At 71.4% G+C, this 26,910-nt stretch carries 24 protein-coding genes; 13 read left to right on the forward strand and 11 right to left on the reverse strand.

The genetic code is table 11. From position 1 onward, the window contains the following. The first annotated feature begins 152 nt into the window (after positions 1–152). Genes ACFZDL_RS34610 through ACFZDL_RS34620 form a run of 3 tightly spaced genes read left to right on the forward strand, consistent with a single transcriptional unit; the run spans position 153 to position 3,073 of the window. On the forward strand, positions 153–1,292 hold the full coding sequence (locus ACFZDL_RS34610; RefSeq protein ID WP_353594341.1) for a 5-(carboxyamino)imidazole ribonucleotide synthase: 1,140 nt from the start codon (positions 153–155) through the stop codon (positions 1,290–1,292). Next, the gene (purE, locus tag ACFZDL_RS34615; protein WP_353594340.1) at positions 1,289–1,822 is read left to right on the forward strand and encodes a 5-(carboxyamino)imidazole ribonucleotide mutase; all 534 of its coding nucleotides are present in this window, start codon (positions 1,289–1,291) and stop codon (positions 1,820–1,822) included. Before ACFZDL_RS34610 ends, purE begins: the two co-directional genes overlap by 4 nt. Before the next feature lie 54 nt (positions 1,823–1,876). Beyond that, a complete protein-coding gene (locus ACFZDL_RS34620; RefSeq protein WP_353594339.1) occupies positions 1,877–3,073 on the forward strand; it encodes a dipeptidase in 1,197 nt (398 codons plus the stop codon). A gap of 65 nt (positions 3,074–3,138) precedes the next feature. Here ACFZDL_RS34620 and ACFZDL_RS34625 read toward each other — a convergent pair whose 3' ends face one another. Both ACFZDL_RS34625 and ACFZDL_RS34630 read right to left on the reverse strand, forming a co-directional pair. Continuing rightward, on the reverse strand, positions 3,139–3,513 hold the full coding sequence (locus ACFZDL_RS34625; RefSeq protein ID WP_353594338.1) for a VOC family protein: 375 nt from the start codon (positions 3,511–3,513) through the stop codon (positions 3,139–3,141). Positions 3,514–3,613: 100 nt separating this feature from the next. Then, entirely contained in the window at positions 3,614–4,954 is a 1,341-nt protein-coding gene (locus ACFZDL_RS34630; RefSeq protein ID WP_353594337.1) for a UDP-glucose/GDP-mannose dehydrogenase family protein, read from the reverse strand. Positions 4,955–5,150: 196 nt separating this feature from the next. Here ACFZDL_RS34630 and ACFZDL_RS34635 point away from each other — a divergent pair, with 196 nt between their 5' ends. Continuing rightward, positions 5,151–6,323: an acyl-CoA dehydrogenase gene (locus tag ACFZDL_RS34635; protein WP_353594336.1), complete on the forward strand. Its 1,173-nt coding sequence runs from the start codon at positions 5,151–5,153 to the stop codon at positions 6,321–6,323. A gap of 233 nt (positions 6,324–6,556) precedes the next feature. Then, positions 6,557–6,787, forward strand: a complete 231-nt coding sequence (locus tag ACFZDL_RS34640) for a hypothetical protein (protein WP_353594335.1) — start codon at positions 6,557–6,559, stop codon at positions 6,785–6,787. 12 nt (positions 6,788–6,799) lie between these two features. On the opposite strand, the gene ACFZDL_RS34645 is transcribed toward ACFZDL_RS34640, so the two are convergent. Beyond that, entirely contained in the window at positions 6,800–7,165 is a 366-nt protein-coding gene (locus ACFZDL_RS34645; protein WP_353594334.1) for an MmcQ/YjbR family DNA-binding protein, read from the reverse strand. Positions 7,166–7,318: 153 nt separating this feature from the next. Between ACFZDL_RS34645 and ACFZDL_RS34650 the strand changes: the two genes are divergently transcribed. Beyond that, positions 7,319–8,233 carry an ABC transporter ATP-binding protein gene (locus ACFZDL_RS34650; protein WP_353594333.1) on the forward strand — a complete coding sequence of 305 codons (915 nt, stop codon included), beginning with the start codon at positions 7,319–7,321 and terminating at the stop codon, positions 8,231–8,233. Positions 8,234–8,297: 64 nt separating this feature from the next. After that, the gene (locus tag ACFZDL_RS34655; protein WP_353594332.1) at positions 8,298–9,032 is read left to right on the forward strand and encodes an ABC transporter permease; all 735 of its coding nucleotides are present in this window, start codon (positions 8,298–8,300) and stop codon (positions 9,030–9,032) included. Positions 9,033–9,135: 103 nt separating this feature from the next. On the opposite strand, the gene ACFZDL_RS34660 is transcribed toward ACFZDL_RS34655, so the two are convergent. Beyond that, complete coding sequence (locus ACFZDL_RS34660; protein WP_353594331.1) at positions 9,136–10,473, reverse strand: LCP family protein; 1,338 nt, start codon at positions 10,471–10,473, stop codon at positions 9,136–9,138. A gap of 107 nt (positions 10,474–10,580) precedes the next feature. On the opposite strand from ACFZDL_RS34660, the gene ACFZDL_RS34665 reads away from it, so the two are divergent. Further along, complete coding sequence (locus ACFZDL_RS34665; RefSeq protein ID WP_353594330.1) at positions 10,581–11,132, forward strand: acyl-CoA thioesterase; 552 nt, start codon at positions 10,581–10,583, stop codon at positions 11,130–11,132. A gap of 86 nt (positions 11,133–11,218) precedes the next feature. Further along, positions 11,219–11,914, forward strand: a complete 696-nt coding sequence (locus tag ACFZDL_RS34670) for a hypothetical protein (protein ID WP_353594329.1) — start codon at positions 11,219–11,221, stop codon at positions 11,912–11,914. Here ACFZDL_RS34670 and ACFZDL_RS34675 read toward each other — a convergent pair. Beyond that, positions 11,886–13,313: an LCP family protein gene (locus ACFZDL_RS34675; RefSeq protein ID WP_353594328.1), complete on the reverse strand. Its 1,428-nt coding sequence runs from the start codon at positions 13,311–13,313 to the stop codon at positions 11,886–11,888. The genes ACFZDL_RS34670 and ACFZDL_RS34675 overlap by 29 nt on opposite strands. 241 nt (positions 13,314–13,554) lie before the next feature. Here ACFZDL_RS34675 and ACFZDL_RS34680 point away from each other — a divergent pair, with 241 nt between their 5' ends. Beyond that, on the forward strand, positions 13,555–14,574 hold the full coding sequence (locus tag ACFZDL_RS34680; RefSeq protein WP_353594327.1) for a glycosyltransferase family 2 protein: 1,020 nt from the start codon (positions 13,555–13,557) through the stop codon (positions 14,572–14,574). 85 nt (positions 14,575–14,659) lie between these two features. On the opposite strand, the gene ACFZDL_RS34685 is transcribed toward ACFZDL_RS34680, so the two are convergent. The 4 genes from ACFZDL_RS34685 to ACFZDL_RS34700 all read right to left on the reverse strand — a co-directional run bounded on the left by ACFZDL_RS34685 (position 14,660) and on the right by ACFZDL_RS34700 (position 20,489). Beyond that, positions 14,660–16,357 carry an LCP family protein gene (locus ACFZDL_RS34685; protein ID WP_353594326.1) on the reverse strand — a complete coding sequence of 566 codons (1,698 nt, stop codon included), beginning with the start codon at positions 16,355–16,357 and terminating at the stop codon, positions 14,660–14,662. A gap of 111 nt (positions 16,358–16,468) precedes the next feature. Beyond that, complete coding sequence (locus ACFZDL_RS34690; RefSeq protein ID WP_353594325.1) at positions 16,469–18,163, reverse strand: LCP family protein; 1,695 nt, start codon at positions 18,161–18,163, stop codon at positions 16,469–16,471. Between the two features lie 231 nt (positions 18,164–18,394). Next, positions 18,395–19,573, reverse strand: a complete 1,179-nt coding sequence (locus ACFZDL_RS34695; RefSeq protein ID WP_391193301.1) for an LCP family protein — start codon at positions 19,571–19,573, stop codon at positions 18,395–18,397. A 163-nt stretch (positions 19,574–19,736) separates the two neighbouring features. Continuing rightward, positions 19,737–20,489, reverse strand: coding sequence for a TIGR03089 family protein (locus ACFZDL_RS34700; RefSeq protein ID WP_353594323.1), 753 nt, complete (start codon positions 20,487–20,489; stop codon positions 19,737–19,739). A 128-nt stretch (positions 20,490–20,617) separates the two neighbouring features. On the opposite strand from ACFZDL_RS34700, the gene ACFZDL_RS34705 reads away from it, so the two are divergent. The 3 genes from ACFZDL_RS34705 to ACFZDL_RS34715 all read left to right on the forward strand — a co-directional run bounded on the left by ACFZDL_RS34705 (position 20,618) and on the right by ACFZDL_RS34715 (position 24,272). After that, a complete protein-coding gene (locus tag ACFZDL_RS34705; protein WP_353594322.1) occupies positions 20,618–22,084 on the forward strand; it encodes a peptidoglycan recognition protein in 1,467 nt (488 codons plus the stop codon). Positions 22,085–22,191: 107 nt separating this feature from the next. Then, positions 22,192–23,292, forward strand: a complete 1,101-nt coding sequence (locus ACFZDL_RS34710; RefSeq protein WP_353594321.1) for an NDP-sugar synthase — start codon at positions 22,192–22,194, stop codon at positions 23,290–23,292. Between the two features lie 74 nt (positions 23,293–23,366). Further along, complete coding sequence (locus ACFZDL_RS34715; RefSeq protein ID WP_353594320.1) at positions 23,367–24,272, forward strand: DNA-3-methyladenine glycosylase 2 family protein; 906 nt, start codon at positions 23,367–23,369, stop codon at positions 24,270–24,272. A 177-nt stretch (positions 24,273–24,449) separates the two neighbouring features. Here ACFZDL_RS34715 and ACFZDL_RS34720 read toward each other — a convergent pair whose 3' ends face one another. Both ACFZDL_RS34720 and ACFZDL_RS34725 read right to left on the reverse strand, forming a co-directional pair. Next, positions 24,450–25,097: an alpha-ketoglutarate-dependent dioxygenase AlkB gene (locus tag ACFZDL_RS34720; RefSeq protein ID WP_353594319.1), complete on the reverse strand. Its 648-nt coding sequence runs from the start codon at positions 25,095–25,097 to the stop codon at positions 24,450–24,452. A 46-nt stretch (positions 25,098–25,143) separates the two neighbouring features. Continuing rightward, positions 25,144–26,796 (reverse strand): isocitrate lyase/phosphoenolpyruvate mutase family protein, encoded by a 1,653-nt coding sequence (locus tag ACFZDL_RS34725; protein ID WP_353594318.1) that lies wholly within the window; start codon positions 26,794–26,796, stop codon positions 25,144–25,146. Positions 26,797–26,910 lie beyond the last annotated feature (114 nt).

The following is a 26,910-nucleotide window of genomic DNA, read 5'->3' on the forward strand; positions in this document are numbered from 1 at the left end:
CGCGGCAGGCCCACGTCGAACCCTGCTCGTCAGGTCCATGCAGAATGCACGGAGATCATAACGTTGTGGAGGAACCTCCAAGAGATCCGTCGAGGCGGGCCCGGGGATACGCGCTCCGGGGCCCGCGTGGCCGGGAAGCTACCCTTGGGGGCGTGACATTCCCGGTAGTCGGCATGGTCGGCGGCGGCCAGCTCGCCCGTATGACCCACGAGGCGGGCATCCCCCTCGGTATCAGGTTCAAGCTGCTCAGTGACACCCGCCAGGACTCGGCGGCCCAGGTGGTCAGCGACGTCGTGGTGGGCGACTACCGCGACCTGGAGACCCTTCGTGCTTTCGCACAAGGCTGCGACGTGGTCACCTTCGACCACGAGCATGTCCCGGCGGAGCATCTGCGCGCCCTGGAGGCGGACGGCGTCGTCATCCGCCCCGGCGTCGAGGCGCTGCTGCACGCCCAGGACAAGGGCGTGATGCGGGAGCGGCTGCACGCGGCCGGGGTGCCCTGCCCCCGCCACCGCATCGTGGCCGACCCCGCCGACGTGGAGCGGTTCGCCGCGGAGGGTGACGGGTTTCCGGTCGTCCTCAAGACGGTGCGCGGTGGCTACGACGGCAAGGGGGTGTGGGTCGTCGGCGACGCCGAGGAGGCGGCCGAGCCCTTCCGCGCCGGGGTGCCCGTGCTCGCCGAGGAGAAGGTCGACTTCGCCCGTGAGCTCGCCGCCAATGTCGTACGGTCCCCGCACGGCCAGGCCGTCGCCTACCCCGTCGTCGAGTCGATCCAGGTGAACGGGGTCTGCGACACCGTCATCGCCCCGGCCCCCGGGCTCAGCGAGGCGCTGTCCGGCCAGGCCCAGGAGATGGCACTCAAGATCGCGGCGGAGCTCGGGGTCGTCGGCCATCTCGCGGTCGAGCTCTTCGAGACCCGGGACGGGCGGCTGCTGGTCAACGAGCTGGCGATGCGCCCGCACAACTCCGGCCACTGGACCCAGGACGGCGCCGTCACCTCCCAGTTCGCCAACCATGTGCGCGCCGTGCTCGACCTGCCGCTCGGCGACCCGCGCCCGCGCGCCACCTGGACCGTGATGACCAATGTGCTCGGCGGTGACTTCCCCGACATGTACACCGCGTATCTGCACTGCATGGCGCGCGACCCGGCCCTGAAGATCCACATGTACGGCAAGGACGTGAAGCCCGGCCGTAAGGTCGGCCACGTCAACACCTACGGCGACGACCTGGCCGACGTGCGCGAGCGCGGCCGCCACGCCGCCGACTACCTCCGAGGGACCATCACCGAATGAGCAGCCCCAGCGCCCCCGTCGTCGGCATCGTCATGGGCTCCGACTCCGACTGGCCCGTGATGGAGGAGGCGGCGAAGGCCCTCGACGAGTTCGAGATCCCGTACGAGGTGGATGTCGTCTCCGCCCACCGCATGCCGCGCGAGATGGTCGCGTACGGCGAGAACGCGGCGCCCCGCGGCCTCAAGGCGATCATCGCGGGCGCCGGCGGCGCCGCCCACCTCCCGGGCATGCTGGCCTCCGTTACCCCGCTGCCGGTGATCGGCGTGCCGGTCCCGCTGAAGTACCTGGACGGGATGGACTCGCTGCTGTCGATCGTCCAGATGCCCGCGGGCGTGCCCGTGGCCACCGTCTCCGTCGGCGGCGCCCGCAACGCCGGGCTGCTGGCCGCCCGCATGCTGGCCGCCCACGACCCCGAACTGCTCGCCCGGATGCGCGACTTCCAGGAGGAGCTGAACGAGCAGGCCACGCAGAAGGGCAAGCGGCTGCGGGCCAAGGTGGACGGCGCGGGGGCGTTCGGCTTCGGGAAGTAACGGGCCCCACGTGGCCCCCGTGACTTGGGGCGGGCCGCGTAAGAGGATGGGTGCATGACCGACCGACTCGCGCAAGCCCGTGCACTGCTGGCCGCCCACCCCGTCGTCGACGGCCACAACGACCTCCCGTGGGCCCTGCGCGAGCAGGTCCGCTACGACCTCGACCGGCGCGATATCGCCCTCGACCAGCGCGCCCATCTGCACACCGACATCCCGCGGCTGCGGGAGGGCGGCGTGGGCGCGCAGTTCTGGTCGGTCTACGTCCCCTCGCGCCTCAGCGGCGACGCCGCGGTCAGCGCCACCCTCGAACAGATCGACGCGGTGCGGCGGCTGGCCGACCGCTACGGCTCCGACCTGCGGCTCGCCCACACCGCCGACGACATGGAGGCGGCGCGGGCCGAGGGCCGGATCGCCTCCCTGATGGGCGCGGAGGGCGGCCACAGCATCAACTGCTCGCTCGCCACCCTGCGCGCGCTGTACGAGCTCGGTGTGCGCTACATGACGCTCACGCACAACGACAACACCCCGTGGGCCGACTCGGCGACCGACGAGCCGCGCGCCCATGGTCTCACCCGCTTCGGCGAGGAGGTCGTCCGGGAGATGAACCGGCTCGGCATGCTCGTCGACCTCTCGCACGTCTCGGCGGACACCATGCGGGACGCGCTGCGGGTGACCGACGCCCCCGTCGTCTTCTCGCACTCCTCGGCGCGCGCCGTGTGCGACCACCCGCGCAACGTCCCCGACGATGTGCTGGGCCGGCTGCCCGCCAACGGTGGTGTGGCGATGGTCACGTTCGTCCCGAAGTTCGTGCTGCCGGAGGCCGTGGCGTGGACCCGGACGGCGGAGGAGAACCTGCGCTCCCACGGCCTGGACCCGCTGGCCACCACGCCCGAGGCGATCAAGGTCCACCAGGCGTACGAGGAGGCCAACCCCCGCCCGGTGGCCACGGCCGCCACCGTCGCCGACCACCTCGACCACATGCGGGAGGTGGCGGGCGTCGACCACCTCGGCATCGGCGGCGACTTCGACGGCACCCCCTTCGTCCCGGCGGACCTCGCCGATGTCGCGGGCTATCCGAACCTGATCGCCGAGCTGCTGGAGCGCCACTGGTCCGAGGCCGACCTGGCCAAACTGACCTGGCAGAACGCGGTGCGGGTGGTGCGCGACGCGGAGGCGGTGGCACGCGACCTCCGCGCCCACCGCGGGCCCTCCCTCGCGACGATCGAGGAGCTGGACGCGGCGGAGGCCTGACGGCCCGGGCGCCCGCCGCGCGGGCGCCCGACTGCGGCGTCAGTCAAAGGCGTCAGTCAAAGGCGTCAGTCGAAACAGAGGCAGAAGGGGTGCCCGGCGGGGTCGGCATAGACGCGGAAGTCCCGCTTCCCGCCCTGGTCGTCGGTGTCCAGGGCCCGCGCCCCGAGCGCCAGCACCCGCTCCTCCGCCTCCGCGATGTCACAGGTGACGTTCAGATCGAGGTGCAGCTGCTGCGAGGAGCCCTCGCCCGGCCAGCTCGGCGGCACCAGTCCGGGCGCCTCCTGGAACGCCAGCCGGACGCCGCCCCGCGCCCCGATCAGATCCACCCACTTCTCGCCCTCGCCCCTGATCTCCCCGCCGACGATCTGCTGGTAGAAGCGGGCGAGCGCGGTCGGGTCGGGGGCGTCGAGCGCGATGACGTTCACGAACGCGACGGGCATGGCTCCTCCGTAGGACTTCTCGGCGCGAGACGGGCGCCGCACGAGTTGACCGGAGGAGCCGCCGCAAACCTCGGGCGGTGCGCCGCCGCCGCAGGGGCGGCTACACGGTGGGGCGGCCCAGCGCCCGGTAGGTCCAGCCAGCCTCGCGCCACCGCTCCGGGTCGAGCGCGTTGCGCCCGTCCAGAATCCGGCGCTCGGCGACCGCCCCGCCCAGCGCCGCCGGGTCCAGCTCGCGGAACTCGGCCCACTCGGTCAGGTGCAGCACCGCGTGCGCGCCCTGCGCGGCCGCCGGCGCGCTGGGCGCGTAGGCGAGGGTCGGGAAGAGGGCGCGCGCGTTGTCCATGCCCTTGGGGTCGAAGACGGTGACCTGGGCGCCCTGGAGGTGGATCTGGCCCGCGACATTGAGCGCGGGGGAGTCCCGCACGTCGTCCGAGTCCGGCTTGAAGGTCGCGCCCAGCACCGCGACGCGCTTGCCGAGGAAGCTGCCGCCGACGGCCTCGCGGGCCAGCTCGACCATGTGGCCGCGCCGCCGCATGTTGATCGAGTCGACCTCGCGCAGAAAGGTCAGCGCCTGGTCGGCGCCGAGCTCGCCGGCGCGCGCCATGAAGGCCCGGATGTCCTTGGGCAGACAGCCGCCGCCGAAGCCGATCCCGGCCCGCAGGAACTTCTTCCCGATCCGCTCGTCATGGCCGATGGCCTCGGCCAGCTTGACCACGTCGCCGTCCGACGCCTCGCAGACCTCGGCCATGGCGTTGATGAACGAGATCTTGGTCGCGAGGAAGGAGTTCGCCGCGGTCTTCACCAGCTCGGCGGTCGGGTAGTCGGTGACGACGAACGGAGAGCCCTCGGCGAGCGGCGTCTCGTACACCTCGCGCAGCTGCTTCTCGGCCCGCTCGCTGGTCACGCCGACCACGATGCGGTCCGGGTGCAGGGTGTCCTGCACGGCGAAGCCCTCGCGCAGGAACTCCGGGTTCCAGGCCAGCTCGGCGTCCGCCCCCGCCGGGGCCAGCTCCGCCAGCCGGGCCGCGAGCCGGGCCGCGCTGCCGACCGGGACGGTGGACTTGCCCACGACCAGGGCCGGGCGGCGCAGATGCGGGGCGAGCGATTCGACGGCGGCGTCCACGTAACTCATGTCACACGCGTACTCGCCGTGCTTCTGCGGAGTGTTCACACAGATGAAGTGGATGTCGCCGAACTCACCGGCCTCCTCGTAGGAGGTGGTGAAGCGCAGCCGCCCGGTGGCTCCCTCGAACCCCGCGACATGCCGCCGCAGCAGCTCCTCAAGGCCCGGTTCGTACATCGGCGCCTTGCCCGCCGTGAGCGTCTCGATCTTCTGGGGAACGATGTCCAGGCCAAGCACCTCGAAGCCGAGCTCGGCCATGGCCGCGGCGTGCGTGGCGCCCAGGTAGCCGGTGCCGATCACGGTGATCTTGAGGGCCATGCGTGCTCCTGTAGGCGTGCGGGCGGGATGCGCTGCATGAGCATAGTCGCGCCCGCGCCCGCGCTCCGATCCGCTGCCTCCTCCACCGCCTCCTCGGTGCGCTCAGCTGTCGGCAAAGTCACCTGTACCTGGTCCGGACGGCGCTCTAGACTTCAGTTACTTAACGGTAGTTAGCACTCAGGGGAGTGAGAAGATCTTGGCGGGATCCATGGACTTCGACCTGTACCGGCCGCTCGAGGAGCACGACATGCTCCGCGAGTCGGTGCGCTCGCTCGCCGAGGCGAAGATCGCCCCCCATGCGGCAGAGGTCGACGAGGAGGGCCGGTTCCCTCAGGAGGCGCTGGAGGCCCTGGTCGCGAACGACCTGCACGCGGTGCACGTACCCGAGTCGTACGGCGGCGCGGGCGCCGACGCCCTGGCGACCGTGATCGTCATCGAGGAGGTCGCCCGCGTCTGCGCGTCCTCCTCGCTGATCCCGGCCGTCAACAAGCTGGGCTCCCTCCCGGTGATCCTCTCCGGCTCCGAGGAGCTGAAGAAGAAGTACCTGGCGCCGCTGGCCAAGGGCGACGCGATGTTCTCGTACTGCCTGAGCGAGCCGGACGCGGGCTCGGACGCGGCCGGTATGAAGACCAAGGCCGTGCGCGACGGAGACCACTACGTCCTGAGCGGCGTCAAGCGCTGGATCACCAACGCCGGGGTGTCCGAGTACTACACCGTCATGGCCGTGACCGACCCCGAGAAGCGCTCCAAGGGCATATCCGCCTTCGTCGTCGAGAAGTCCGACGAGGGCGTCTCCTTCGGTGCCCCCGAGAAGAAGCTCGGCATCAAGGGCTCCCCGACCCGCGAGGTCTACCTCGACAACGTCCGCATCCCCGCCGACCGCATGATCGGCCCCGAGGGCACCGGCTTCGCCACCGCCATGAAGACCCTCGACCACACCCGCATCACCATCGCCGCCCAGGCCCTCGGCATCGCCCAGGGCGCCCTGGACTACGCCAAGGGCTATGTCCAGGAGCGCAAGCAGTTCGGCAAGCCCATCGCCGACTTCCAGGGCGTCCAGTTCATGCTCGCCGACATGGCCATGAAGCTCGAGGCCGCCCGCCAGCTCACCTACGCGGCCGCCGCCAGGTCCGAGCGCGTTGCCGCCGGAGGCGGGAAGGAAGACCTCACCTTCTTCGGCGCCGCCGCCAAGTGCTACGCCTCCGACGCCGCCATGGAGATCACCACCGACGCGGTCCAGCTCCTCGGCGGCTACGGCTACACCCGCGACTACCCGGTCGAGCGCATGATGCGCGACGCCAAGATCACCCAGATCTACGAGGGCACGAACCAGGTCCAGCGGATCGTGATGGCCAGGAACCTTCCCTAGGCCCTGTCGTCAAAGGGGGCGCCCTGCTCCCGACGCCTGGCACGGCACCTCGCTGCGTTGTCGCATCGCCCAAGTACGCCCAGTACGAGGGCGACGCTCCGCCTTGCGATGTTCCCCCAGCTACCGCTGGGAGGTGCCCCCTGCACCAGACGCCGCTCGCGGCCGGACGCCCCCTTTGACGACAGACCCTAGCCTCGGGGAACCCGCCGCCCTCCCCGGTCGTCGAAGCGGACATGCCGAGCCACTGCGGCATCACATGGGCGACCTTCGGCGGCAGGAGCTGGAAGATCTCCGGAGTCGGCCCCAATATCAGCAGGCGGGTCGAGGGCGATGCCCCGGAAGGGGGTAACGCGACGGCGGGCTATATGACGCTGCTGTCCAAGGACGAGGCGGTCTTCGAGACATCGGGCTTCCCGCCGGTGTACTTCATGGCGACGAAGGAGACCCCGCCCATGTGCGAGTGAGCCCTCGGAGGCTCAGGGGCGGTCGAGGCGCAGCCGCTCGGCCCTCGGCAGACCCGCGACCACCAGATCGTAGGAGTCCTCGATGAGCTCTTGGACCAGCCGGTCCGGGAGCTCGGCGTCGACCGTCACCGTGTTCCAATGGCGCTTGTTCATATGCCATCCCGGAACGATCAGCCCCGGGTGCTCGGCGCGGAGGCGGATCGCCTGCTCCGGGTCGCACTTCAGGTTGACCGTGAGGGGACGCGCTTCCAGGGTCGTCAGGGCGAACATCTTGCCGCGCACCTTGTAGACCGAGACTTCCGGGACTCTGGGGAAGGGGAACTCCTCCGCCGCCGCGTTGAAGGAGAGGCAGAAGGAGCGAAGCTGCTCGGGGGTCACTCCGGTGTCTCCTCGGGCTCGACTGGTGCGCTACCCCACCGATGTTGGCACGGGGCACCGACAACCGGGCGGCGGGCGATCAGCGTGCGGACTCCAGCGCTCCGCCCGGCTGCTAGCATCCCGTCCAATTCTCCACGGGGGTGAGGAGCAGAGATGGGGGACGGCCGGGTCGTTTATGAAATCAGCGGCGTCACCAAGAGATTCCCCGGGGCCGACCGGGCGGCGAACGACGATGTTTCGTTCACCATCGAACAGGGCGAGTTCTTCGGCATGCTCGGCAGCAATGGCGCCGGGAAAACCACCCTGATCAAACAGATGGTGGGACTGCTGAAGGGCGATTCCGGCTCCATCCGGCTCTACGGCAAGGACGTGCTCGCCGACCCCGTCTTCACCGGCATGCGGGTCTCGTACATGCCCCAGACCGCGTTCGCCCTCAACAGCCTCACGGCCGCCGAGGCGATTTATGTCACGGCGCATCTGAGGGGGCTCGGGCGGCGGGAGGCCAGGCGCCGCCGGGACGAACTCATCGAGCGGCTGGACATCGGGGCGATGCGGAACAAGGCCGCCCGGCGGATGTCCGGCGGGGAGCGCCGGCTGCTCCAGCTGGCGGTGGCGCTGGTGGCCGATCTGCCGGTGCTGATCCTCGACGAGCCGACGAACGAGCTGGACCCGGCGCGCCGCCGCATGGTCTGGGACCTGCTGCGCGAACTCAACCAGGAACAAGGGCAGACCATCGTCCTGATCACCCACAACGCGCTCGAGGCCGAGCAGGTGATCGAGCGGGTGGGCATCCTCCGCGAGGGCCGGCTGGTGGCCGTGGGGCGGCCGGCGGAGCTGAAGAGCGGGCTGGCCAAGACGCTGAGCGTGCATCTGACCCTGCGCGAGGGGCAGGCCACCGAGCTGCCCGACTACCTCGTGGTGCGGAGCAGGCACCGGGGCAGGGTGGTCGCGCAGGTCTCCCGTACGGACGTGGCACGGCTGACCGCCGACCTCGATCTCGACGAAGTCCTGGAATTCCGCCTCCAGTCCAAGACACTGGAAGAAGTGTATTTTGAATACGGAAACTAATACGGAAACGGATACGGAAGTCGACACGGAAATCGATCGCGCGCCGCTTCCGTTCCATCGCGCGGTGTGGACCCTGTTCCTGGTGCAGCTCTCCAACTGGCGGTGGTCCTGGCGGGGCATGGTGATCACCGGCATGGTGGCGCCCGTCCTCACCCTGGCCGCGATGGGGGTTTTCGCCAAGGAGTCGGGCGGGCAGGCGGTGCATCAGGTATTCGTCGGCAGCCTGACCCTGGCGCTGCTCTTCGAGACGCAGAACAAGGTCGCGGGCAACTTCGCCTTCATGAAGTTCAACGACGCCTTCGACTTCTACGCCGCGCTGCCGGTGCGCCCGCAGGCGTTCCTCGTCGCCACGGCGGCCGCGTTCACCCTGCTGGCGCTGCCCGCGCTGGTGTGCACCACGCTGTTCGGGGTGCTGATCCTCGGGCTGGACGTCAGCGTGTCGCCGCTGGCCGTCCCCGTGCTGCTCGCGGTGGTCCTGCCGTTCGTCGGCTACGGCGCGTGGCTCGGGAGCCGGGCGAACAGCCTGGAGGAGGCCGGCTCGCTGAGCCTGCTGTCCGTCCTGGCCATGGTCTCGCTCGGGCCCGTGGCGGTCCCGGCCCATCTGCTGCCGGACTTCCTGGTCTGGATCGGCTGGGTGAACCCCGCCTTCTACGCCTCGTCGCTGCTGCGGCAGGTGTTCTTCGGCCCGGTCGACGGCACGACGGCCCTCTACTTCGGGGTGCTGCTGGGCTGTCTGCTGCTCATGTGGGTGCTGAGCAGCAAGCGGATGGCCGGATTCGGCGGGACGGCGCAGCCGTAGCCGACGCACGCTCGTGGCGCGTACGGCGTGGAACGCGAACGGCTGCCGCCCCGAACCGGGTGCGGCAGCCGTTCATGTTCCGCGCGGAGGTCTCGCGGTGGCCTTATTTGCTGGAGACGGTCACCTTCTCGTCGTTCTTCAGCTCCTCCACCAGCTGCTTGACCTTCGGCATGTCCCACTGGACCGCGCTGCCCTTGGAGGTGGCGAGCCCCGGGTTGGAGACGGGCATGTTCATCTGCTTGCCGTCACCGCCGGAGACGCTCTTCATCGCGAAGAACATGTCCTTCACGTCCCACAGGCTCATGTCCTTGTCCACGATCAGCGAGTCCAGGCCCGCGCCCATGGTCGGGTAGAGCTTGAAGGGGTTGAGGACGGTGCTCGGCGTGGCGGCCTTGTTGGCCAGCGCGGACAGGAACTTCTGCTGGTTCCTGGTGCGGTCCAGGTCGCCGCCGGCCAGGCCGTAGCGCTGGCGGACGAAGGCCAGCGCCTCCGTGCCGTTCAGCGTCTGCTTGCCCTTCTTCAGGTTGGTGCCGGCGTGCTTCTCCTTCATGTCCTGCGGGACGTCGATCTCGACGCCGCCGACCGAGTCGACGATCTTGGCGAAGCCGTCGAAGCCGATCTCCGCGTAGTGGTCGATGTGCAGTCCGGTGTTGTACTCGACCGTGCGGACCAGCAGCTCGGGGCCGGCCATGGAGAAGGAGGCGTTCAGCTTGTTCTGCGAGTTCTGGTACCGCTTGCCGGTGTCCGGGCCGGTGAAGGCCGGGATGGTGACCCAGGAGTCACGGGGCAGGCTGACCATGGTGTTCCCGTTGTCACCGACGTGCAGGAGGATGATCGAGTCGGTGCGGCGGCCGTCGGCGGAGCCGGTGTGCAGCTTCTTCTTCTCCTCGGCGGACAGGCCCTCACGGCTGTCCGAGCCGACGATCAGGTAGTTGGTGCCCTTGCCGCCCTCCGGCCGGTCCTCGACCTTGCCGAGGTCCACCTCGCGCCGGAGCTTGGAGTCGGCCCAGAAGTAGGTGCCGACGCCGACCGCGAGCAGCAGCACGACAAAGGTGATCAGGCCGATGGTTATCCGGCGCTTCCAGTTCTTGGGCCGGGCCGCGCGCGGGGCGCCGCCGCGGCCGCCCGGTCCGCCGGGTCCGCCCGGGGCGCCGGGGCCGCCCGCGCCGTGCCCGTAGACCTGGCCGGTGTTGTAGCCGTCGTCGGCGTGGCCGCCGTACTCGTCGTAGTCCTGGGCCGCCCGCTGCTGGTGCGGGACGGGGCCGCGCGGCGACAGCTCAGGGGGCAGCGGCGGCTCGGCCTGGCGCGGCGGGCCGCCGACGCCCTGGCCCGCGCGCCGCACCTGCGGCATGGCGCGGGCGCCTTCCGGTTCGGCGCTGCCGCTGCCGCGTCCGTACCGGTCCCTGCGGTCGCTCGTCCACCCGTCGGGCCAATCAGTCATGCAGGGAAGTGTGCCTTCCCCGGGTGGTCGCCTTACAGGGCGGGTGCCGGATCGGGGCACGGCTGTTGCAGACCTGATAAGAATCCGCCCGGCATATGGTTGAGGCCATGACCATTCAGGCCCCGAATCCGGAGTCAGACATTCCGGGTAAGCCCACGTCCGCCGCACGCATCACCCTCTCCCACATCATGACCGGCAGTGACACCAATCTCCTCGGCACCGTGCACGGCGGCGTGATCATGAAATTGGTCGATGACGCGGCGGGGGCGGTCGCCGGGCGCCACTCCGAGGGGCCCGCCGTCACGGCCTCGATGGACGAGATGGCGTTCCTGGAGCCCGTCCGGGTCGGAGACCTGGTCCATGTGAAGGCCCAGGTGAACTGGACCGGGCGGTCCTCGATGGAGATCGGGGTGCGGGTGATGGCCGAGCGGTGGAACGAGTCCACGCCCGCGACCCAGGTCGGCAGCGCCTATCTGGTCTTCGCGGCCGTCGACGCCGACGGCAAGCCGCGGACCGTGCCGCCGGTCATACCGGAGACCGAGCGGGACAAGCGGCGGTACGAGGAGGCCCAGATCAGGCGTACGCACCGGCTCGCCCGGCGCCGCGCGATCAAGGAGCTGCGGGCCCAGCGGGCCGCGGAGGGCATCGAGGACGCCTGAGGCGCCGCGGGGCCGTCCCCGGGTTGCCCCCGACAGGCGCAACGGTGCGTGACGGCACGATTACCCCTGGTTCGTACAGTGGGCGCATGCCACGCCTTCCCCGCGCCGGTTCCCTGGCCGTCATCCGCATCCCGGCCACCACGCTGCTCGTCGCCGCCGGTCTGATGGTCGGCGGGACGGTCATCAACGCGGGCGGACTCGTCACGCTGACGATCAAGCCCGTGCGCACCGTCACCCCCGAACCCAACCCCACGTGGTCCACCACACCCGGCCAGGCGCCGGGCACGACGACCCCGCCGGTCACCGACATCATCCCGACCTCGCCCCCGACCTCGCCCCCCACCTCACCCCCGACCAGCGGCCCCGGCACGAACTCACCCGGGCCCCAGGAGTCACCGCACCAGCCCGAGCAGCCGCAGCCCCAGCAACCCCAGCCGGACCAGCCCCAGCAACCCCAGCAGCAGCCGCAGGGCGGGCCGCCGAGGGCGCTCTGGCGGCCCGCCGCCCTGCACAGCGCGGCGGCCCTGCCCGGGGCGCGGCAGGGCACCGCACAGGTCGGGACGAAGCTCCAGGCCAATGTGCCGGCGATCGCGACGGCCCTGGTGGGCCTGTGCACCCAGATCCTGGCCCTGCTGACGGCCCTGATCGGGCTGTACGTGGGCGGGCGGCGGGCCGGCTCGGCCGCCCGGGAGCCGCAGCCGGCGGGGGCCCACGACACCCGCCCCCTCCGTAACACCGGCACCGTCCGCACCCCTAGGGGCAGGAGACCTCGGCGCCGTTGAAGGCCGTGCCGGCGCCCTTCTCCGCCGCGGGGTCCTCGGGCCGCACCGGATGCACCGCCCGGAAGTCCGAGCCCAGCGTGACCCGCATCACCGACCCCTGACGCGCCACCGGCTTCAGCCGGGCGCCGGGCAGGGCGGCCGCCAGGGTGCGCACCGAACGGTTCCAGATCGGGTCGTACTCGATCAGCGTGCGCCGCACCCCCGAGGACGCGGCGTCCGCCGGGGCCCCGGTGGTGGCGAAGCCGTGGGCGCGCAGCGCACGGAGGGTGCGCCGGGCCAGCCCCGTGGTGCTGGTGCCGTTGAACACGCGGACGCGGACCTGGGCGGGGGGCACGTCGACCGGGGTGGCCCGCCGCCGCTTGGGGCGGTGGACGGCGAGCGGGCGGTCCTCCCGGAGGGCCTTGAACAGGCGCGCGGCCCGCACCCGGTCCCAGCGGAGCGTCGAGCCCAGGCCCTTGACCGGGGTGCCGGGGAGCCGGACCGGGACCGAGACGAACTCCGAGGACTCGACGGTGAAGCCGCGCATGGCCTGGCCGAGCGCGACCATGTCCGCCGCGCCGAAGCCGCGGTCGGCGCGGACCGAGCGGAACAGGGTGGCCGCGACCCGGCCGAACTTCACCGGGTTCAGCAGGGTGCCGCTGCCGGTCACCTGGTGGATGACGGCGGCCAGGAACCGCTGCTGGCGCCGGATCCGGCCCAGGTCCGCGGCGCCGTCGAGGTGCCGGGAGCGTACGTACTGCAGCGCCTGGCCGCCGTCCAGGGCATGGGTGCCGGCCGGCAGGTTCAGACCGGTGTACGGGTCCTTGAGCGGCCGCGTCGTACAGACCGTGACCCCGCCCACCACGTCCACGGTCTTCATGAAGCTGGTGAAGTCCACTTCCAGGTAGTGGTCGATGTGCACCCGGGTCATGTGCTCGACGGTGCGCACGGTCAGGCTGGGGCCGCCCTCGGCATAGGCGGCGTTGAGCTTCTGGTGGTGCGCGGGGCGCACCCGCCCGGACGGGGTGGTGTAGGCGGGGATCCGGGCGTACGAGTCGCGGGGGAGGCTGACCACGCTGGCGCGGTCCCGGTCGGCCGACAGATGCACCAGCATGATGGTGTCGGTGCAGTGGCAGGGCGCGCCGCCCAGCCGGTAGCGCCGCTTCTGGGCGCGGGTGATCTTGTCCCGGCCGTCGGTGCCGACCACGAGGATGTTGACGCCCTGGTCGCTGTCCACGGGCCGCTCGTCGAGGCCGCCGAAGGCGTCGACCCGGTGGATGCCGGACTCCAATTCGGTGACCAGCAGATGCCCCACGCCGCCGGCGAGCAGTACCAGGGCGGCGGCGCCCGTGGCGATCCGCAGGCCCCAGCGGGGCCAGGAGGGCTGCCGGGGACGCGGCGGGCGGGCCGGTGCACTCACTGCGGGGGACCTCCGTGACGGGCGAGGGGCCTGGCGGGCGGCGAGGGGCCTGGCGGGACTGCGGGGCACAACCGCCGACACCGTAGGGCCATACGATGAGCGGTTCGGTGGCCCCACGCCGCCTACCCCGCCCGCTGCCACCCGGGCGGCGCGCTCCGGTGTCCCCCATTCGCGGTAACGTGGCCTCTCGAATTCGCCAACCGCAGTCTTTGGGGGGTCTCCCCCCAACCCCCGAGGTGCCATGCCCCCGCATCAGCTCCCGGCCGTCTCCGTGATCATGCCGGTGCTCAATGAGGAACGTCATCTGCGCAACTCCGTCCGGCACATCCTGGAGCAGGAGTACGCCGGGGAACTGGAGGTGGTGATCGCCCTCGGCCCGTCCACGGACCGCACCGACGAGATCGCCGCCGAGCTGGTGCGCGAGGACCCGCGGGTGCACACGGTCCCCAACCCCACGGGCCGCACCCCCGCCGCCCTGAACGCCGCGATCAAGGCGTCCCGCCACCCGGTGGTGGTGCGGGTCGACGGCCACGGCATGCTGTCGCCGAACTACATCGCGACCGCGGTGCGGCTCATGGAGGAGACCGGCGCGCAGAACGTCGGCGGCATCATGCACGCCGAGGGCGAGAACGACTGGGAGCGGGCCGTCGCCGCCGCCATGACCTCGAAGATCGGCGTGGGCAACGCCGCCTTCCACACCGGCGGCGAGGCGGCCCCGGCCGAGACCGTGTACCTCGGGGTGTTCCGCCGCGAGGTGCTGGAACAGCAGGGCGGCTACAACGAGGAGTTCATCCGGGCCCAGGACTGGGAGCTGAACTTCCGGATCCGTGAGGCGGGCGGGCTGATCTGGTTCTCGCCCGAGCTCCGGGTCTCCTACCGGCCGCGTCCGAATGTGCGGGCGCTGGCCAAGCAGTACAAGGACTACGGCCGCTGGCGGCATGTGGTGGCCCGCTTCCACCAGGGCTCGATCAACCTGCGCTATCTGGCGCCGCCGACCGCCGTCGTCGCCATCGCGGCGGGGGTCGTGGTCGGCGCCGCGCTGACCCCGTGGGGGCTGCTGGTGCCGGGCGGCTATCTGGCGGCCATCGCGGCGGGCTCCGTCCCGGCCGGCAAGGGGCTTCCGCTGAAGGCCCGGCTGCTCATCCCGGTGGCGCTGGTGACCATGCACATGTCGTGGGGCTGGGGCTTCCTCACCAGCCCGCGGTCGTTGGCCAGGAAGGTCATCGCCAGCCGGCGCCCGGCGGTCACGGTGGGCCAGTAGCCCACCCCCGGACCCGCGTACGCCGAAGGGGCCGGAACCAGGTTTCCCTGGTTCCGGCCCCTTCTGCCTGCTCAGGAGCGCGTGCTCAGAAGGTGTAGTCCGGGTTGACCGTCATGCACTTCTTCTCCTCGCCGTTGGTCTTGTCGGCGATCTCGGGCGCCTTGTCCTCGTCATCGGCCTCGGACTTCGGGAAGGCCGTGCCCTCGCGCCAGTCGTTGCCGACGACCAGGGTCACCTCGGTGACCGACTTGGACTCCTTGACCGCGCTCTTGGGCAGCCCCAGAGCCTTGGCCACGGCCAGCGCGTCGCCCTGCTTGGCCTCGCCCGGGTAGCTGATGGTGGTGTCGGCCTGCGAGGTCAGCTCGCGGTTGGCGGTGGCCTTGGCATAGCCGAGCCGGCCCAGCTCGCCGGTGATGTCACTGGCCCGGCCGGAGGCCGGCCCCAGGACGGTGGAGCCGGTGCCGTTCTGCACGACCACCGGGAGCTCGCCCTTGTCCATGCTGGGGGCCGGGACCTTGTCCTTCTTCTTCTTGTCCTTGCCGTCCAGCGCGATGTCGTTGCGGATGAGCGAGAAGGTCTTCTCGGCGTCGCCGGGCTTGGGCACCGGGTACTCGAAGCCGCCGCCGTCGCGGTACTCCCACGGCATGGTGATCATCGTGGTCCGCTTGGTCGGCACCCGCTTGAGGTCGTTGCCCAGGTCGTAGAGCTTCTTGACGGTGCCCAGGCCGTGGTCGACGGTGAGCGCGTTGGTCGCGGCCTCCGCCAGGTCCATCAGCTGGCCCGGGTCGGAGAGCTTGGTGCCGGACTTGAGCTGCCGGATCATGGAGCTCATGTACATGTGCTGGGCCTTGGCCCGGCCGATGTCGGTGTTGTCCTCGAAGCCGTACCGCGTCCGCAGCCACTGGAGGGCCTGGACGCCCTTGACCGGGTGGGTGCCCTTGGTCAGCTTCAGCCCGGAGCCGTGGCCGCGGCTGTCGTGGGAGTAGATGTTCTTGTCGACGCACACCGGGACGCCGCCGATGGCGTCCGCCATGTCCACCACGCCCTTGAAGTCGACCATCATGAAGTGGTCGATGTAGATGCCGGTGAGCTCCTTCCAGGTGGCCACCGTGCACCCCGGGCCGCCGTGGGTGAGCGACTCGTTGATCGGGCGGACCGTCTTCTCGTAGACCTGGTCGTCCTTCGGGTCCGTGCACTTGGGGATGGTGACCCGGGTGTCGCGCGGGATGCTGATCACCGTCATGTTGCTGCGGTCGGCCGAGACGTGCACCAGCATCTGCACATCGGCGAGCCCCTTGCGGCCGACGTCCTTCTTGGCACCGCCGAGCTTGAGGTTCTCCTTGTCGTTACGGCTGTCCTGGCCGATCAGGAGGATGTTGAGAGGGGTCTGGCCCGCGGCGTTCGGCTCCGGTTTGGTGAGCTTGCTGTCGCCGAGGTCGAGCTCGGCCTTCTTGATGTTGCTGTTCAGGTGCTCGTAGTAGAGATAGCCCGCGCCGGCCGCGCCGACTATCAGCACGGCCAGGGTCAGCGCGGTCCAGCGAAGTATTCGCACACCCTTGCTCCTCTTGCGGCGCGGGCCCTTGCCCTTGCGGCGGCGCCCGCCGCCCGCGGACTCGGCGCGGGCGGCGCGCCGGGACGCCGCACGGCCGCCGGCCCCCGCCCCGGCGGCACTCGCGGTGTCCTCGGCCGCGGAGCCGTCCCGGGCCTCGGCGTCACGCTGCTCGCCGGTGCCGTTCTCCTCGCGCGGGTCGCGGTCCCCGCCCCCGTCACGGGGTTCGGGCACCCGCCGACGGGGGCCCTCCCCCCGCACACTGCTCTGCCGCACCGGGCCTCCCCTGTTGATCAATGGTGGTTCCGGCCCGATGGGTGAGGGTGCTCCGATGGCCGGCGGTGATTACTTCGCGCAGACGCTCTTGTCGTCCGCTTCGACTCTCTGAATGTCCTTCGGCGCCTTTGCCGGAGCGGTGATCGGTGTTCCGGCGCCCTTGAAGTCCGCGCCGAGCGTGAGGGTCATCTCCGCCATGGGAGCGGCGTCCTTGGTGCCCTCCTTGAGGGCGGAGGCGGGCAGCCCCATGCTGTCGGCCAGGCGGCGGGCCTGGTCGGCCTGGTTCGGGGCGTACTCCAGCGTCGTCTTCTTCAGGTCTGCCGAAGCGTTTCCGCCGTTGCTGGACCGGAGCATTCCCTCGCTGTTCTGCATCCAGTCGACGGTCTCCTGGGCGGCCCCCATCTTTCCGCTGCCGTTGAGGACCTTCACCCGGACGTTCGCCGGGTCGGCCTTGGGGCCCTTGAGCTTGGCGGCCTGCTTGGCCTTGTCGGCCTTCTCCTTCTTCTTCACCTCGGTCAGCGACACATCCTGCCTGACCATGGCGAACAGCGGCTCCGCCTTGGCCTCGTCGAGCTTCACCGTGGCGCCGTCGGTGTTGTCGACCACCGGGACGGTGACGAAGGTGACGTTCTTCAGGTCGACCTTGCTGAGGTTCAGCGCCAGGTCCTTGAGCTTGTTCACGGTGCCGATGCCGGTGTCCACCGTCAGTGCCTTGGTGGCGGAGTTGGCCAGGTCCCACATCTTCGAGGGGCTGGTCAGGGTGCCGCTCGACTTCATCTTGCGCATCATCGAGCTGAGGAACTGCTGCTGCAGCTTGATCCGGTCCAGATCGCTCTCGAAGCCGACGCTGTGCCGGGTCCGTACGAACGCCAGGGCCTGCTCGCCCTCGATGGTGTGCCGGCCCTCGCTGAGCTTCAGATGCGACTTGGGGTCGTCGATGTCCTTGCCCAGGCAGACCTCGACCCCGCCGACCGCGGAGGAGAGCGTCTTGACGGCGTTGAAGTCCGCCATCAAGAAGTGGTTGATCTCCAGCCCGGTGATCTTCTCGACGGTCGCCCAGGTGCAGCTGGGGTCGCGCCCCTCCTGCCCGAGGCTGGTGTTGAAGCGCACCCCCTCCTCGCCCCGGATGGTCTTTTTGGTGCCGTCTTTCCTGGTGGTGCACTCCGGGATGTCGGTGATCATGTCGCGCGGAATGGACAGCGCGGTCGCGTTCGTCCGGTCCGCGGAGACATGGAAGAGGAGGGTGGTGTCGGCGTGGCCGACGCTCCCCGCGTCGCCGTACCCCTCGTTGCCCTTGCCGTCGCGCTTGTCGGTGCCGATGACCAGGATGTTCATCGGACCGTCGCTGACCGCGGCGTTGTTCTCGCCGACGTCGATCTTCTTGATGTTGTTGTTGAGGTGCTGGTAGACGAGGTACGCCGCGACGGACCCGCCGACCAGGATGAAGGCGAGGGTGCCGCTGGTCCAGTACAGCGCCTTCTTCGCCTTGGACTTCTTCGGCTTCGGCTTGCGGCGGCTGGTGGGGCCGGTCGGCTTCTCCGGTTTGCCCGCCGCCCTGCGCCGCCCGCGCGACGGCGCGGGCGGTGGCTCGGGGGCGGCGCGGCGGCGGCTCCTGGGTCTGGAGGCCGGCGGGTCCTGAGGGGTTATGTCAGCTGAATCCCCGGCAGGATTCAGCCGCAGCTCATAGCTGCCGGTGTTCGGGTCGAACACCCACTGATCGGCGGGATCAAAATCATCCGCCTGCCCATGGCCTTGCGCGTCCACGGTCCCCTGAGTCCTCCGTTGGTGCCACGCGGCGCCTCCCCCTCAAGGCGCACCGGTCGATCGTCAAAAGGTAGTGCGCGGCCACCTGGTAAGCGCACTGGATCGCTCACACTATCCGCCCAGTTCAGCGTCAAGCGACGCCGGTGACAAATTCCACTTCCCTACAACTGGGCAATCTGCCCAATCCTTTCCAGATCTTTGAGGAATCGTTGAGCGTACCATTTGGAGCTTTTATCGGCACATGTCATGGGCCGCGGTGGTTCCTTCGTACGGTGTGGACTTCCCGCTCTTCGGGTCGTCGCCGGAGGCGTGGGTGACCTTCTTGGCCACCGACACCGGACGATCCAGCCTCAGTTGCCGAAAGAGCCGGTCGGCATCGGGCTGGACCAGCTCGTCGCGGTTCCGGTCGTAGGTATAGGGCTGCCGGGGAATCGTGAGGAACCGGATCTTCTCGCGGGGGATGTGCCGCACTCCGCTTGCCAGGTCGTACAGGTCCTTGAGCGAGCTCAGGCCCGGATCCGTGGTCAGTGAGGACGTCGCGGCGTCGAGCACCGGATACAGCCGGGTCGGATTCAGCAGTACACCATTGCTCTGCAACTTCTTCACAAGCGCGCCGAGGAACTCCTGCTGTCGCCCGATACGCTCGGTGTCGCTGCCGTCGCCGATGCTGTAGCGCGCCCTGACATAGCCGAGGGCCTGTTCGCCGTGGAGGACCTGGCGGCCGGCGGGCAGCCGCAGATGCGCCTCGTCGTCGTCGATGGACTCCTTCAGGCACACCTCGACGCCGCCGACGGCGTTGACCATCTTCTTGAAGCCGCTGAAATCCACGATCATGTGATGGTCGACGCGGATGCCGGTGAGCTTTTCGACGGTGCGGATCGTGCAGGCCGGCCCGCCGAATTCGAACGCCCAATTGAACTGGGCGAACCTGGCCTTGCCGCGTTTCCCGTCCGCCTGGGTGCAGCTGGGGATGTCCACCATCAGGTCGCGCGGGATGGAGACGGCGGTGGCGCTCTTCCCGCCGGCCTGCAGATGCAGCAGGATCGTGGTGTCCGAGCGCTGGGTGCCGGTGTCCTTGCCGTACTTGCCGTTGCCCTTGCCGCCGCGGTTGTCGGAGCCGATGAGCAGGATGTTCTGTGCGTCCCTGACCACTGCCACCGGCCGCTCGGCCTCGTACTTCCGCAGCTCGTTGTAGGTGCGGGTGTCGGTCTTGATGTTGCCGTTCAGGTGCTCGTAGACCCACCAGGCCGCCCCGGCCCCGGACAGCACCAGCACGGCCACCGCGAGCGCGAGCAGACGCAGCCAGCGGCCTCGGCGTCTTCGTTTCGGTGCCGGTGTCTCTTCCGTGCTCTCCGCCGTCACGTCTGCGTCCTCCCACCCGTCCACCTCCTCGGCCGGGAGGAGCGGCATCGGCCCGTGCAGGGGCCGTGATTACTGGAGCAGACATGCGAACCCCGCACATGGTTGTACGTCGCGTCGATCATCGCGCGGGGCGGGCGGCGGAGCCCGGGGGCTCGGCCCACGGGTCCGCCGGACGGGTCAGGGGCCGGCCGGGTTTCCCCGGCGACAGGCCCTAGGGGGCGGTCGCGGTGACCCGCTCACTGGCCCGGCGCTCGGCGAGGCGGCCCTCGTCCAGCCGGTCCAGGTGGCGGCACAGCACCACCGAGCCGCCCGTGGCCAGCGGCGCGTACAGCCCGTACGACAGCCCCTCCCAGGTGTCGTACGGCAGCCCGGACAGCACCCGGGAGCCGGGGCCGAGCCCCTGCCCGGCGGCGTCGGCGCGCGCCCGCTCCACCAGCTCCGCGGCCGTCAGCTCAAAGCCGGCCACGGTGAGCGCGGGGGCGTGCGGGTCGACCGGCACGTACGGCGCGAAGCGGTCGCCCTGGCCGGGCACCTCCACCGCGTAGTCCGTGAAGCCCTCAGGCGGCTGCGGGAACCTCCCGCCCAGGGGGCGCAGCGCCAGCGCCACCCGCTCCCCGGAGCAGGCGCGCGCCTGCTCCAGCGTGTCCGGGCCGCTGACCACGAGGTCCGCGGCGGCCGGGTCGCCGCCCACCTCGGCCGTCACGCCCACGGAGGAGCAGGCCAGCAGCCACACCGCGGTCTGCCAGTGGGCGGGCAGCAGCAACGCCAGTCGGTCGCCGGGCGCGGCGGCGAGGTCGCCCTGGAGGAGGTTCGCGGTCTTCGCCACCCAATTGGCGAAGGTGGCCACGGACAGTTCGACGCGCTCGCCGGTCGCGTCGTCGTAGAAGGTCACAAGCGGACGCGCCGGATCCGCGGCGAGCGCGGATCGCAGCAGGTCGGCGGGGGTGCGATCAGTAGCGTTCATCGGCGCCAGAGTACGCGGCGCCACGGCGCGCCACAGGTGGAGTGCGGGGCTGGGGGCGCCGGTTCGCGGGTGCGTCCACCGCCTTCCCGAATGGACAGATTTGTTGTGTTATGTCCAGTATTTTTCCCATGCGTGCATTTCTGGCATCCTCGATCGGCGTCGCGTGCACCGCCGCCCTCGCTCTCCCCCTCACCCTCAATCCGGCCCCCGCCCGCCCGGACCGCACGGGCGGGACGGATTCACTGGGCAGTACCCAGTCGCTGCCACTGCTCCCACTCGGCGGCGGCGGTCTCGACCGGGGCGCGGCGATGTCGTCCGGCGCCGTGCTCGGGGTCGAGCCGCGGAACGTGCGGCCCTTCTCCCTCGTCGGCGTGGTCTGGGACGACGCCTCCGCGCGGCTGCGCGGCCAGGTGCAGGTGCGCACCCGCGAGGCGGCCACCGGCGCCTGGTCGGCCTGGCGCGACCTGGAAGCGCTCGATGACGACGCCCCCGACCCCGACTCGCCCGAGAGCGCGGGGGGCCGCCGGCGCGGCGGCACCACACCCCTGTGGGTCGGCGACTCCAACGGCGTCCAGGCCCGGGTCAGCCCCCGCGGCGGCTCCCATGCGCTCTCCGCCCAGCCGGTCGGCCTGCCCTCCGGGCTCCGCCTTGAGCTCGTCGACCCCGGCCGGGGCCCCGCGACGCTCACCCGGCCGCTGACCACCGACCCCAGCTCCGAGCCCAGCTCCGAGCCCAGCTCCGAGCCCAGCTCAGAGCCCAGCTCCGGGCTCAGCTCCGAGCCCGGTTCCGGCGTCGGCTCCGAGCCCGCGACGGAGCACCCCCCGGCGGACCTCTCCGCGTCGCCCGAGGCCCCGCAGGCCGACCCAGACGACCCGTCGGTCCCGCCGGCGCCCCCGCGGCCGGAGCCCACCGAGCTCACCTCCGAACCCTCCACCCCGCCCCCGCTGGAGCTCCCCGAGGAGCAGCCGAGCACCAGCTCGGCCCATCGGTACACCGCGCCGCGGCCCCGTATCGTCACCCGCGCCGGCTGGGGCGCCGATGAGAAGCTGCGTGAGAAGGGCCACCGCTACACCAAGACCGTCAAGGTCGCCTTCGTCCACCACACCGTGACGGGCAACGCGTACAGCTGCTCGCAGGCGCCCTCCATTATGCGAAGTATCTACCGCTATCACGTCAAGAGCATGGGGTGGCGTGACTTCGGCTACAACTTCGCCGTCGACAAGTGCGGAAACATCTATGAGGGCAGATCCGGGGGCGTGTCGAAGGCAGTTCAGGGCGCGCACACACTCGGATTCAACAAGAACAGCATGGGCATCGCGGTGCTCGGCACCCACTCCTCCAAGAAGCCCGCCAAGAAGGCGGTCAAGGCCGTGGCCAAGCTCGCCGCCTGGAAGCTCGGCCTGTTCGGCCGGAATCCGAGCGGCACCGCACGGCTGAAGTCCGCCGGCGGCAACCGGTACAAGAAGGGCACCAAGGCCAAGCTGCGCGTCATCTCCGGACACCGCGACGGCTACAACACCGACTGCCCCGGCAGCGCCCTGTACGCCAAGCTCGGCACCGTGCGCAGCACGGCCTCCCGGCTGCAGGGCCGCTGACGCAGGAGCGCTGAGACAGGGCGCTGACCAGGCGCGGGCCGGGTACTCAGGGTCTGCATACACTGGCCGCCGACCCGGCGAGCCCCAGCAGGAAGCAGAGACGATACGTGACCACAGCGCCAGCGACGCCAGAAGCGATCCTCCTGGTCGGCGGCAAGGGCACCCGGCTGCGGCCGATGACGGTGAACACCCCCAAGCCGATGGTCCCGGCGGCCGGCGTCCCGTTCCTCACCCACCAGCTGGCGCGCGCCCGTGCGGCCGGGGTCGAGCACATCGTGCTCGCCACGTCGTACCTGGCCGAGGTGTTCGAACCGTACTTCGGTGACGGCTCGTCACTCGGCCTGCACCTGGAATACGTGACGGAGCGGGAGCCGCTGGGCACCGGCGGCGCCCTCCGCAACGTCGCCTCCCGGCTGCATTCGGGCCCGAACGACCCCGTGCTCATCTTCAACGGCGACATCCTCACCGGCCTCGACATACGCGCCCTCGTCGACACCCACCGCACCACCGGCGCCGATGTCTCCCTGCACCTCACCCGCGTCACCGACCCGCGCGCGTACGGGCTGGTGCCGACCGACCCCACCGGGCGCGTCACCGCCTTCCTCGAAAAGCCGCAGACCGCCGAGGAGATCGTCACCGACCAGATAAACGCGGGCGCCTACGTCTTCAACCGCTCGGTGATCGACACCATCCCGGCCGGCCGCCCCGTCTCCGTAGAACGCGAGACCTTCCCAGGCCTGCTGGCCGCGGGCGCCCACCTCCAGGGCATGGTCGACTCCACGTACTGGCTCGACCTCGGCACCCCCCAGGCCTTCGTCCGCGGCTCCGCCGACCTGGTGCTGGGCCGCGCCCCCTCCCCGGCGGTCCCCGGCCGCTGCGGCGACCGGCTGATCCTGGACAGCGCGCAGGTGGCGCACGACGCCAAGGTCACCGGCGGCACGGTCATCGGCCCCGCGGCCCGGGTGGGCGCGGGCGCCAGCATCGACGGCTCCACGGTGCTGGCCGGCGCGGTGGTGGAGGAGGGCGCGCAGGTCCGCGACTCCCTCATCGGCGCGCGGGCCCGGATCGGGGCCCGTACGGTGCTGCAGGGCGCGGTGGTCGGGGACGGCGCGCTGGTGGGGCCGGACAACGAGCTGCGGGACGGGGTGCGGGTGTGGTGCGGGGCGGACATCCCGGCGGGGGCGGTGCGCTTCTCGTCGGACCAGTGAGGTCCGGCGAGGTCCGGCGGAGGTCCGGTGAGGGCTTGTGCGGGCGTGTCGGGGGCGGGCCGTAGGCTGGCGGTGTGCCCGCCCACCGCAGTTGGACCCCCTCCGGTCCGTACGACCTCGCGCGCAGCCTGAGCGTGCTGCGGCGGGGACCGGGGGACCCGGCGTTCCAGGTGGCCGCCGACGGCGCCGTCTGGCGGGCCAGCCGCACCCCCCAGGGCGCGGGGACGATACGCCTCGTCCAGCGCGGCGAGGCGGTCCAGGCGCAGGCCTGGGGCCCGGGCGCCGACTGGCTGCTCGACCACCTCCCCGCCCTGCTCGGCGCCGAGGACGACCCCTCCGCCTTCACCCCCCGCCACCGCCTGGTGCACCAGGCACACCGCCACCACCCCGGCCTCAGGCTGATCCGCACCGGTCTTGTGCTGGAGTCGCTGATCCCCTCGATCCTGGAGCAGAAGGTCACCAGCGACGAGGCGTACCGGGGCTGGCGGCTGCTGCTGCAGCGCCACGGCGAGCCCGCGCCCGGCCCCGCCGAGCGGCTGCGGGTCATGCCGGAGCCGCGCGACTGGGCGCTGATCCCGTCGTGGGAGTGGCACCGGGCGGGGGTCGACGCCAAGCGCTCGTCGACGATCCTGCGGGCCGTCCGGGCCGCCCGGCGCCTGGAGGAGGCCGCGGCCATGGACCTCGCCGCGGCCTCGGCCCGGCTGCAGGCCATCCCGGGCATCGGCCCGTGGACGGCGGCGGAGACCCTGCAGCGCAGCAACGGCACCCCGGACGCGATCACGGTCGGCGATCTGCACCTCCCGAAGATCATCGGCTACGCCCTCACCGGTGAGCACGGCACCGACGACGCGGCGATGTTGGAGCTGCTGGCCCCCTACGCCGGCCAGCGCCACCGCGCCGCCCGCCTGATCCTCCTCTCCGGCCGTGTCCCGCCCCGCCGCGCCCCACGCTTCTCGGTCCGGGACTTCCGGGCGATCTGAGCTCGCGCCTACGGGTCAGGCGTGCGCGGACGGACCGCCGCCGATCCCCGGCACGCTGCACTCCGGGACCTTCGACACCAGCCGGAACGACACCGACTTGGTCGCGTTGTCCTCGCCGAACTCCGCCACGATGAGCAGCGACCCGCCGGCCGTTCGACGGGACGGTGTCGTCCGGAATCAGCTCCGGGTGGATGTCGCCTGACGTGTGTGCAGGACCGTGCGGAACGTCACCGATACCCGGCGTCCACGGGGAATCCGTCCGGCCGCCCCGGGGTCGCTCTTGCGCGCGGCGATGGCGTGCCGCCAGGCGTAGCGGGCCGGGCCGGCCATGACCAGCAGGCTGCCCGGCGCCAGGGGCACCGCCAGCTTGGTGCCCTCGTCGGGGTCGGTGAAGTCCATCAGACAGCCGGAACCCAGGGAGATCGCGGCGACGACCGGGCCGAAGCACGGCACGCAGTCGACGTGGGCGCTGATCCCCTGCCCCGGCAGGTACTCATTGACGATCACCTGGTCCGCCTCCCGGTCCAGCAACCCCTCGGCCACCAGCCGGGCGGCCAGCTCCCGCGCCCACACCGGAAGCGGCGGCGCGGTCGGCCGCGATGCATCGGCGGCCACGGCGGCCACGGAGCGGCGGCCGTAGTCGTACCGATGGCCGTAGTGCTGTACGCGCCGCTTGAGCTGCGCCGACCATGGCGCCGCGTCGATCCCCGCGAGCAGGGCCGCACCGGCATCGGGGGCGAGCCAGTCGGCGATGTAGCGCAGCCCGGGTACCGAGGGCGCCTGGGCATGGGTGTCGAACGAGAGTTGGCCAGAGGTCTCGGACATGCCGGAACAGTAACCATCAGCCGCAGTTGGCGGATCGGCGGTGACATCAGGGCTCCGCCAGCGCCTGCACTTCCGCGTAGGAGGGGGCCGTGAGGTCCGTCGGCCGGCCGTCGCGGACGGCGGTCGCGGCGGTCACGGCCGCCGCCAGGGCCCTGCGGTAGAGCAGCGAGCCGAGACTGACCCTGCGTACGCCCAGCGCGGCCAGCTCGGCGAGCGTGGGGCCGGCCGGCGTGTACAGGATGTTCAGCGGGACGAGGAGGGTCGCCGTCAGGGCGGCGATCCCGTCCGAATCCGACAGCCCCGGTACGAACACCCCGTCCGCCCCGGCCTGTTCGTAGAGCGCCAGGCGCGCCGCGGTCTCCTCCCGCTGACGTCCGAGCCAGTGGGTGTCGGTGCGGGCGTTCACGAACAGCGCGGGCGCGGCGGCCTTGACCGCGGCGATCTTCGCGGCGTGCAGCTCCACCGGGGCGAGGGTGCCGTCCGGCCGGCCGTCCTCCAGGTTGATCCCCGCGGCGCCCGCCTCGTACAGCTCCCGGGCCAGCGCGGCCACGTCCTCCACGTCGTCGCTGAAGCCCCCTTCGGCGTCGACGGTGAACAGGAAGGAACCCCGCCCGAGCGTGCGGGCCAGGGACAGGGTCGCTTCGACGCTCGCGCCCGCCCCGTCCGGCAGGCCGGCGGCCGCGGCCACGCCCAGGCTCGTGGTGCCGATCGCCGGGAAGCCCTGTGCCGCCAGGGCGGCGGCGGAGGCGTAGTCCCAGGCGTTGGGCAGCAGCAGCGGGGTGGTGGCCTGGTGGTGCAGGCGGGCGAAGGCGGTCAGCGGGCGCTGGAGCAACCCGTCGGCCAGGGCGAGGGCGTGGGCCCGGCCGGGGCAGACCCGGGGCGGTGCGCCGAAGGCGAGGGGGACGGGGCGCGCGCGCTGGGCGGTCGCGAGGTCCAGGAGCACCACATCGCCCTCGTCGATCTCCCGGCCGGCGACCCGGGTGGCGCGGGCGGCGACCCGGCGCATGGTCCGTACCGGCGGCGCCTCCCGGAGCACCCGGGCCGGCGGTACGTCGCCGCCCCGGGCGTTACGGGCGGGCGGTACGTCGCCGTCCGGGGCGCTCTGTACGGCCGGTACGCCGCCGCCCGAGGTGCTCTGTACGGGCGGTACGTCGCTGTCCGCCGCGGATTCCACCAGCGCGGCCCCCGCGCAGGCCTCCACCAGCGCGGCCGTCGCATCGCAGGCCTGCACCAGCAGCCCGATGCGGTTGGCGACGGCCTCCAGGGCCGCCTCATCGGCACCGGCCGGTGCCAGCCGCGCCACGAGCCGGGCCACCGCCTCGTCCGCGGCGGCGTCCGTACCCCCGAAGTAGGCCCCGGCCACCACGGTCACCGCCTCCGCGACCGCCCCGGCCTCCGGCATCCCCAGGGCCTCGGCGAGGGCACGCACCACCCGCACCCGGACCTCCCCCTTGGGCCCGGTCGCCGCCGCCCGCCACAGCGCGGCGGGCTCCAGCCGGGCCAGTTCGGCCTCCACCAGAGCCCGCCGCCGCCGGTGCGGCTCGCCGGAGCTGAACCGGGCGACGGTGGCACGCAGCCAGGCGACGCTCGCCCCCACGGGACCCCCATCCGTAGCCGGGAGTTCCGGGACGAGGGCCGGGTCGGCGAGCGCCGCCCGTACGTCCGCGAAGCAGTTGAACTCATGCGTCGTGTGCGTCATGGCCCGACGCTAAGCGCGGAACGTTTCGGTGCCGCCCGAACCACCCTCGGTGGCGGCCCTGTCGGCAGGGCTTGCGACCATGACCCGTATGAGCCACGTGATCAGCATGAAGGT

Origin of the sequence: Streptomyces sp. NPDC007917 (genome assembly GCF_042959105.1) — a bacterium.
Classification (GTDB): Bacteria; Actinomycetota; Actinomycetes; order Streptomycetales; family Streptomycetaceae; genus Streptomyces.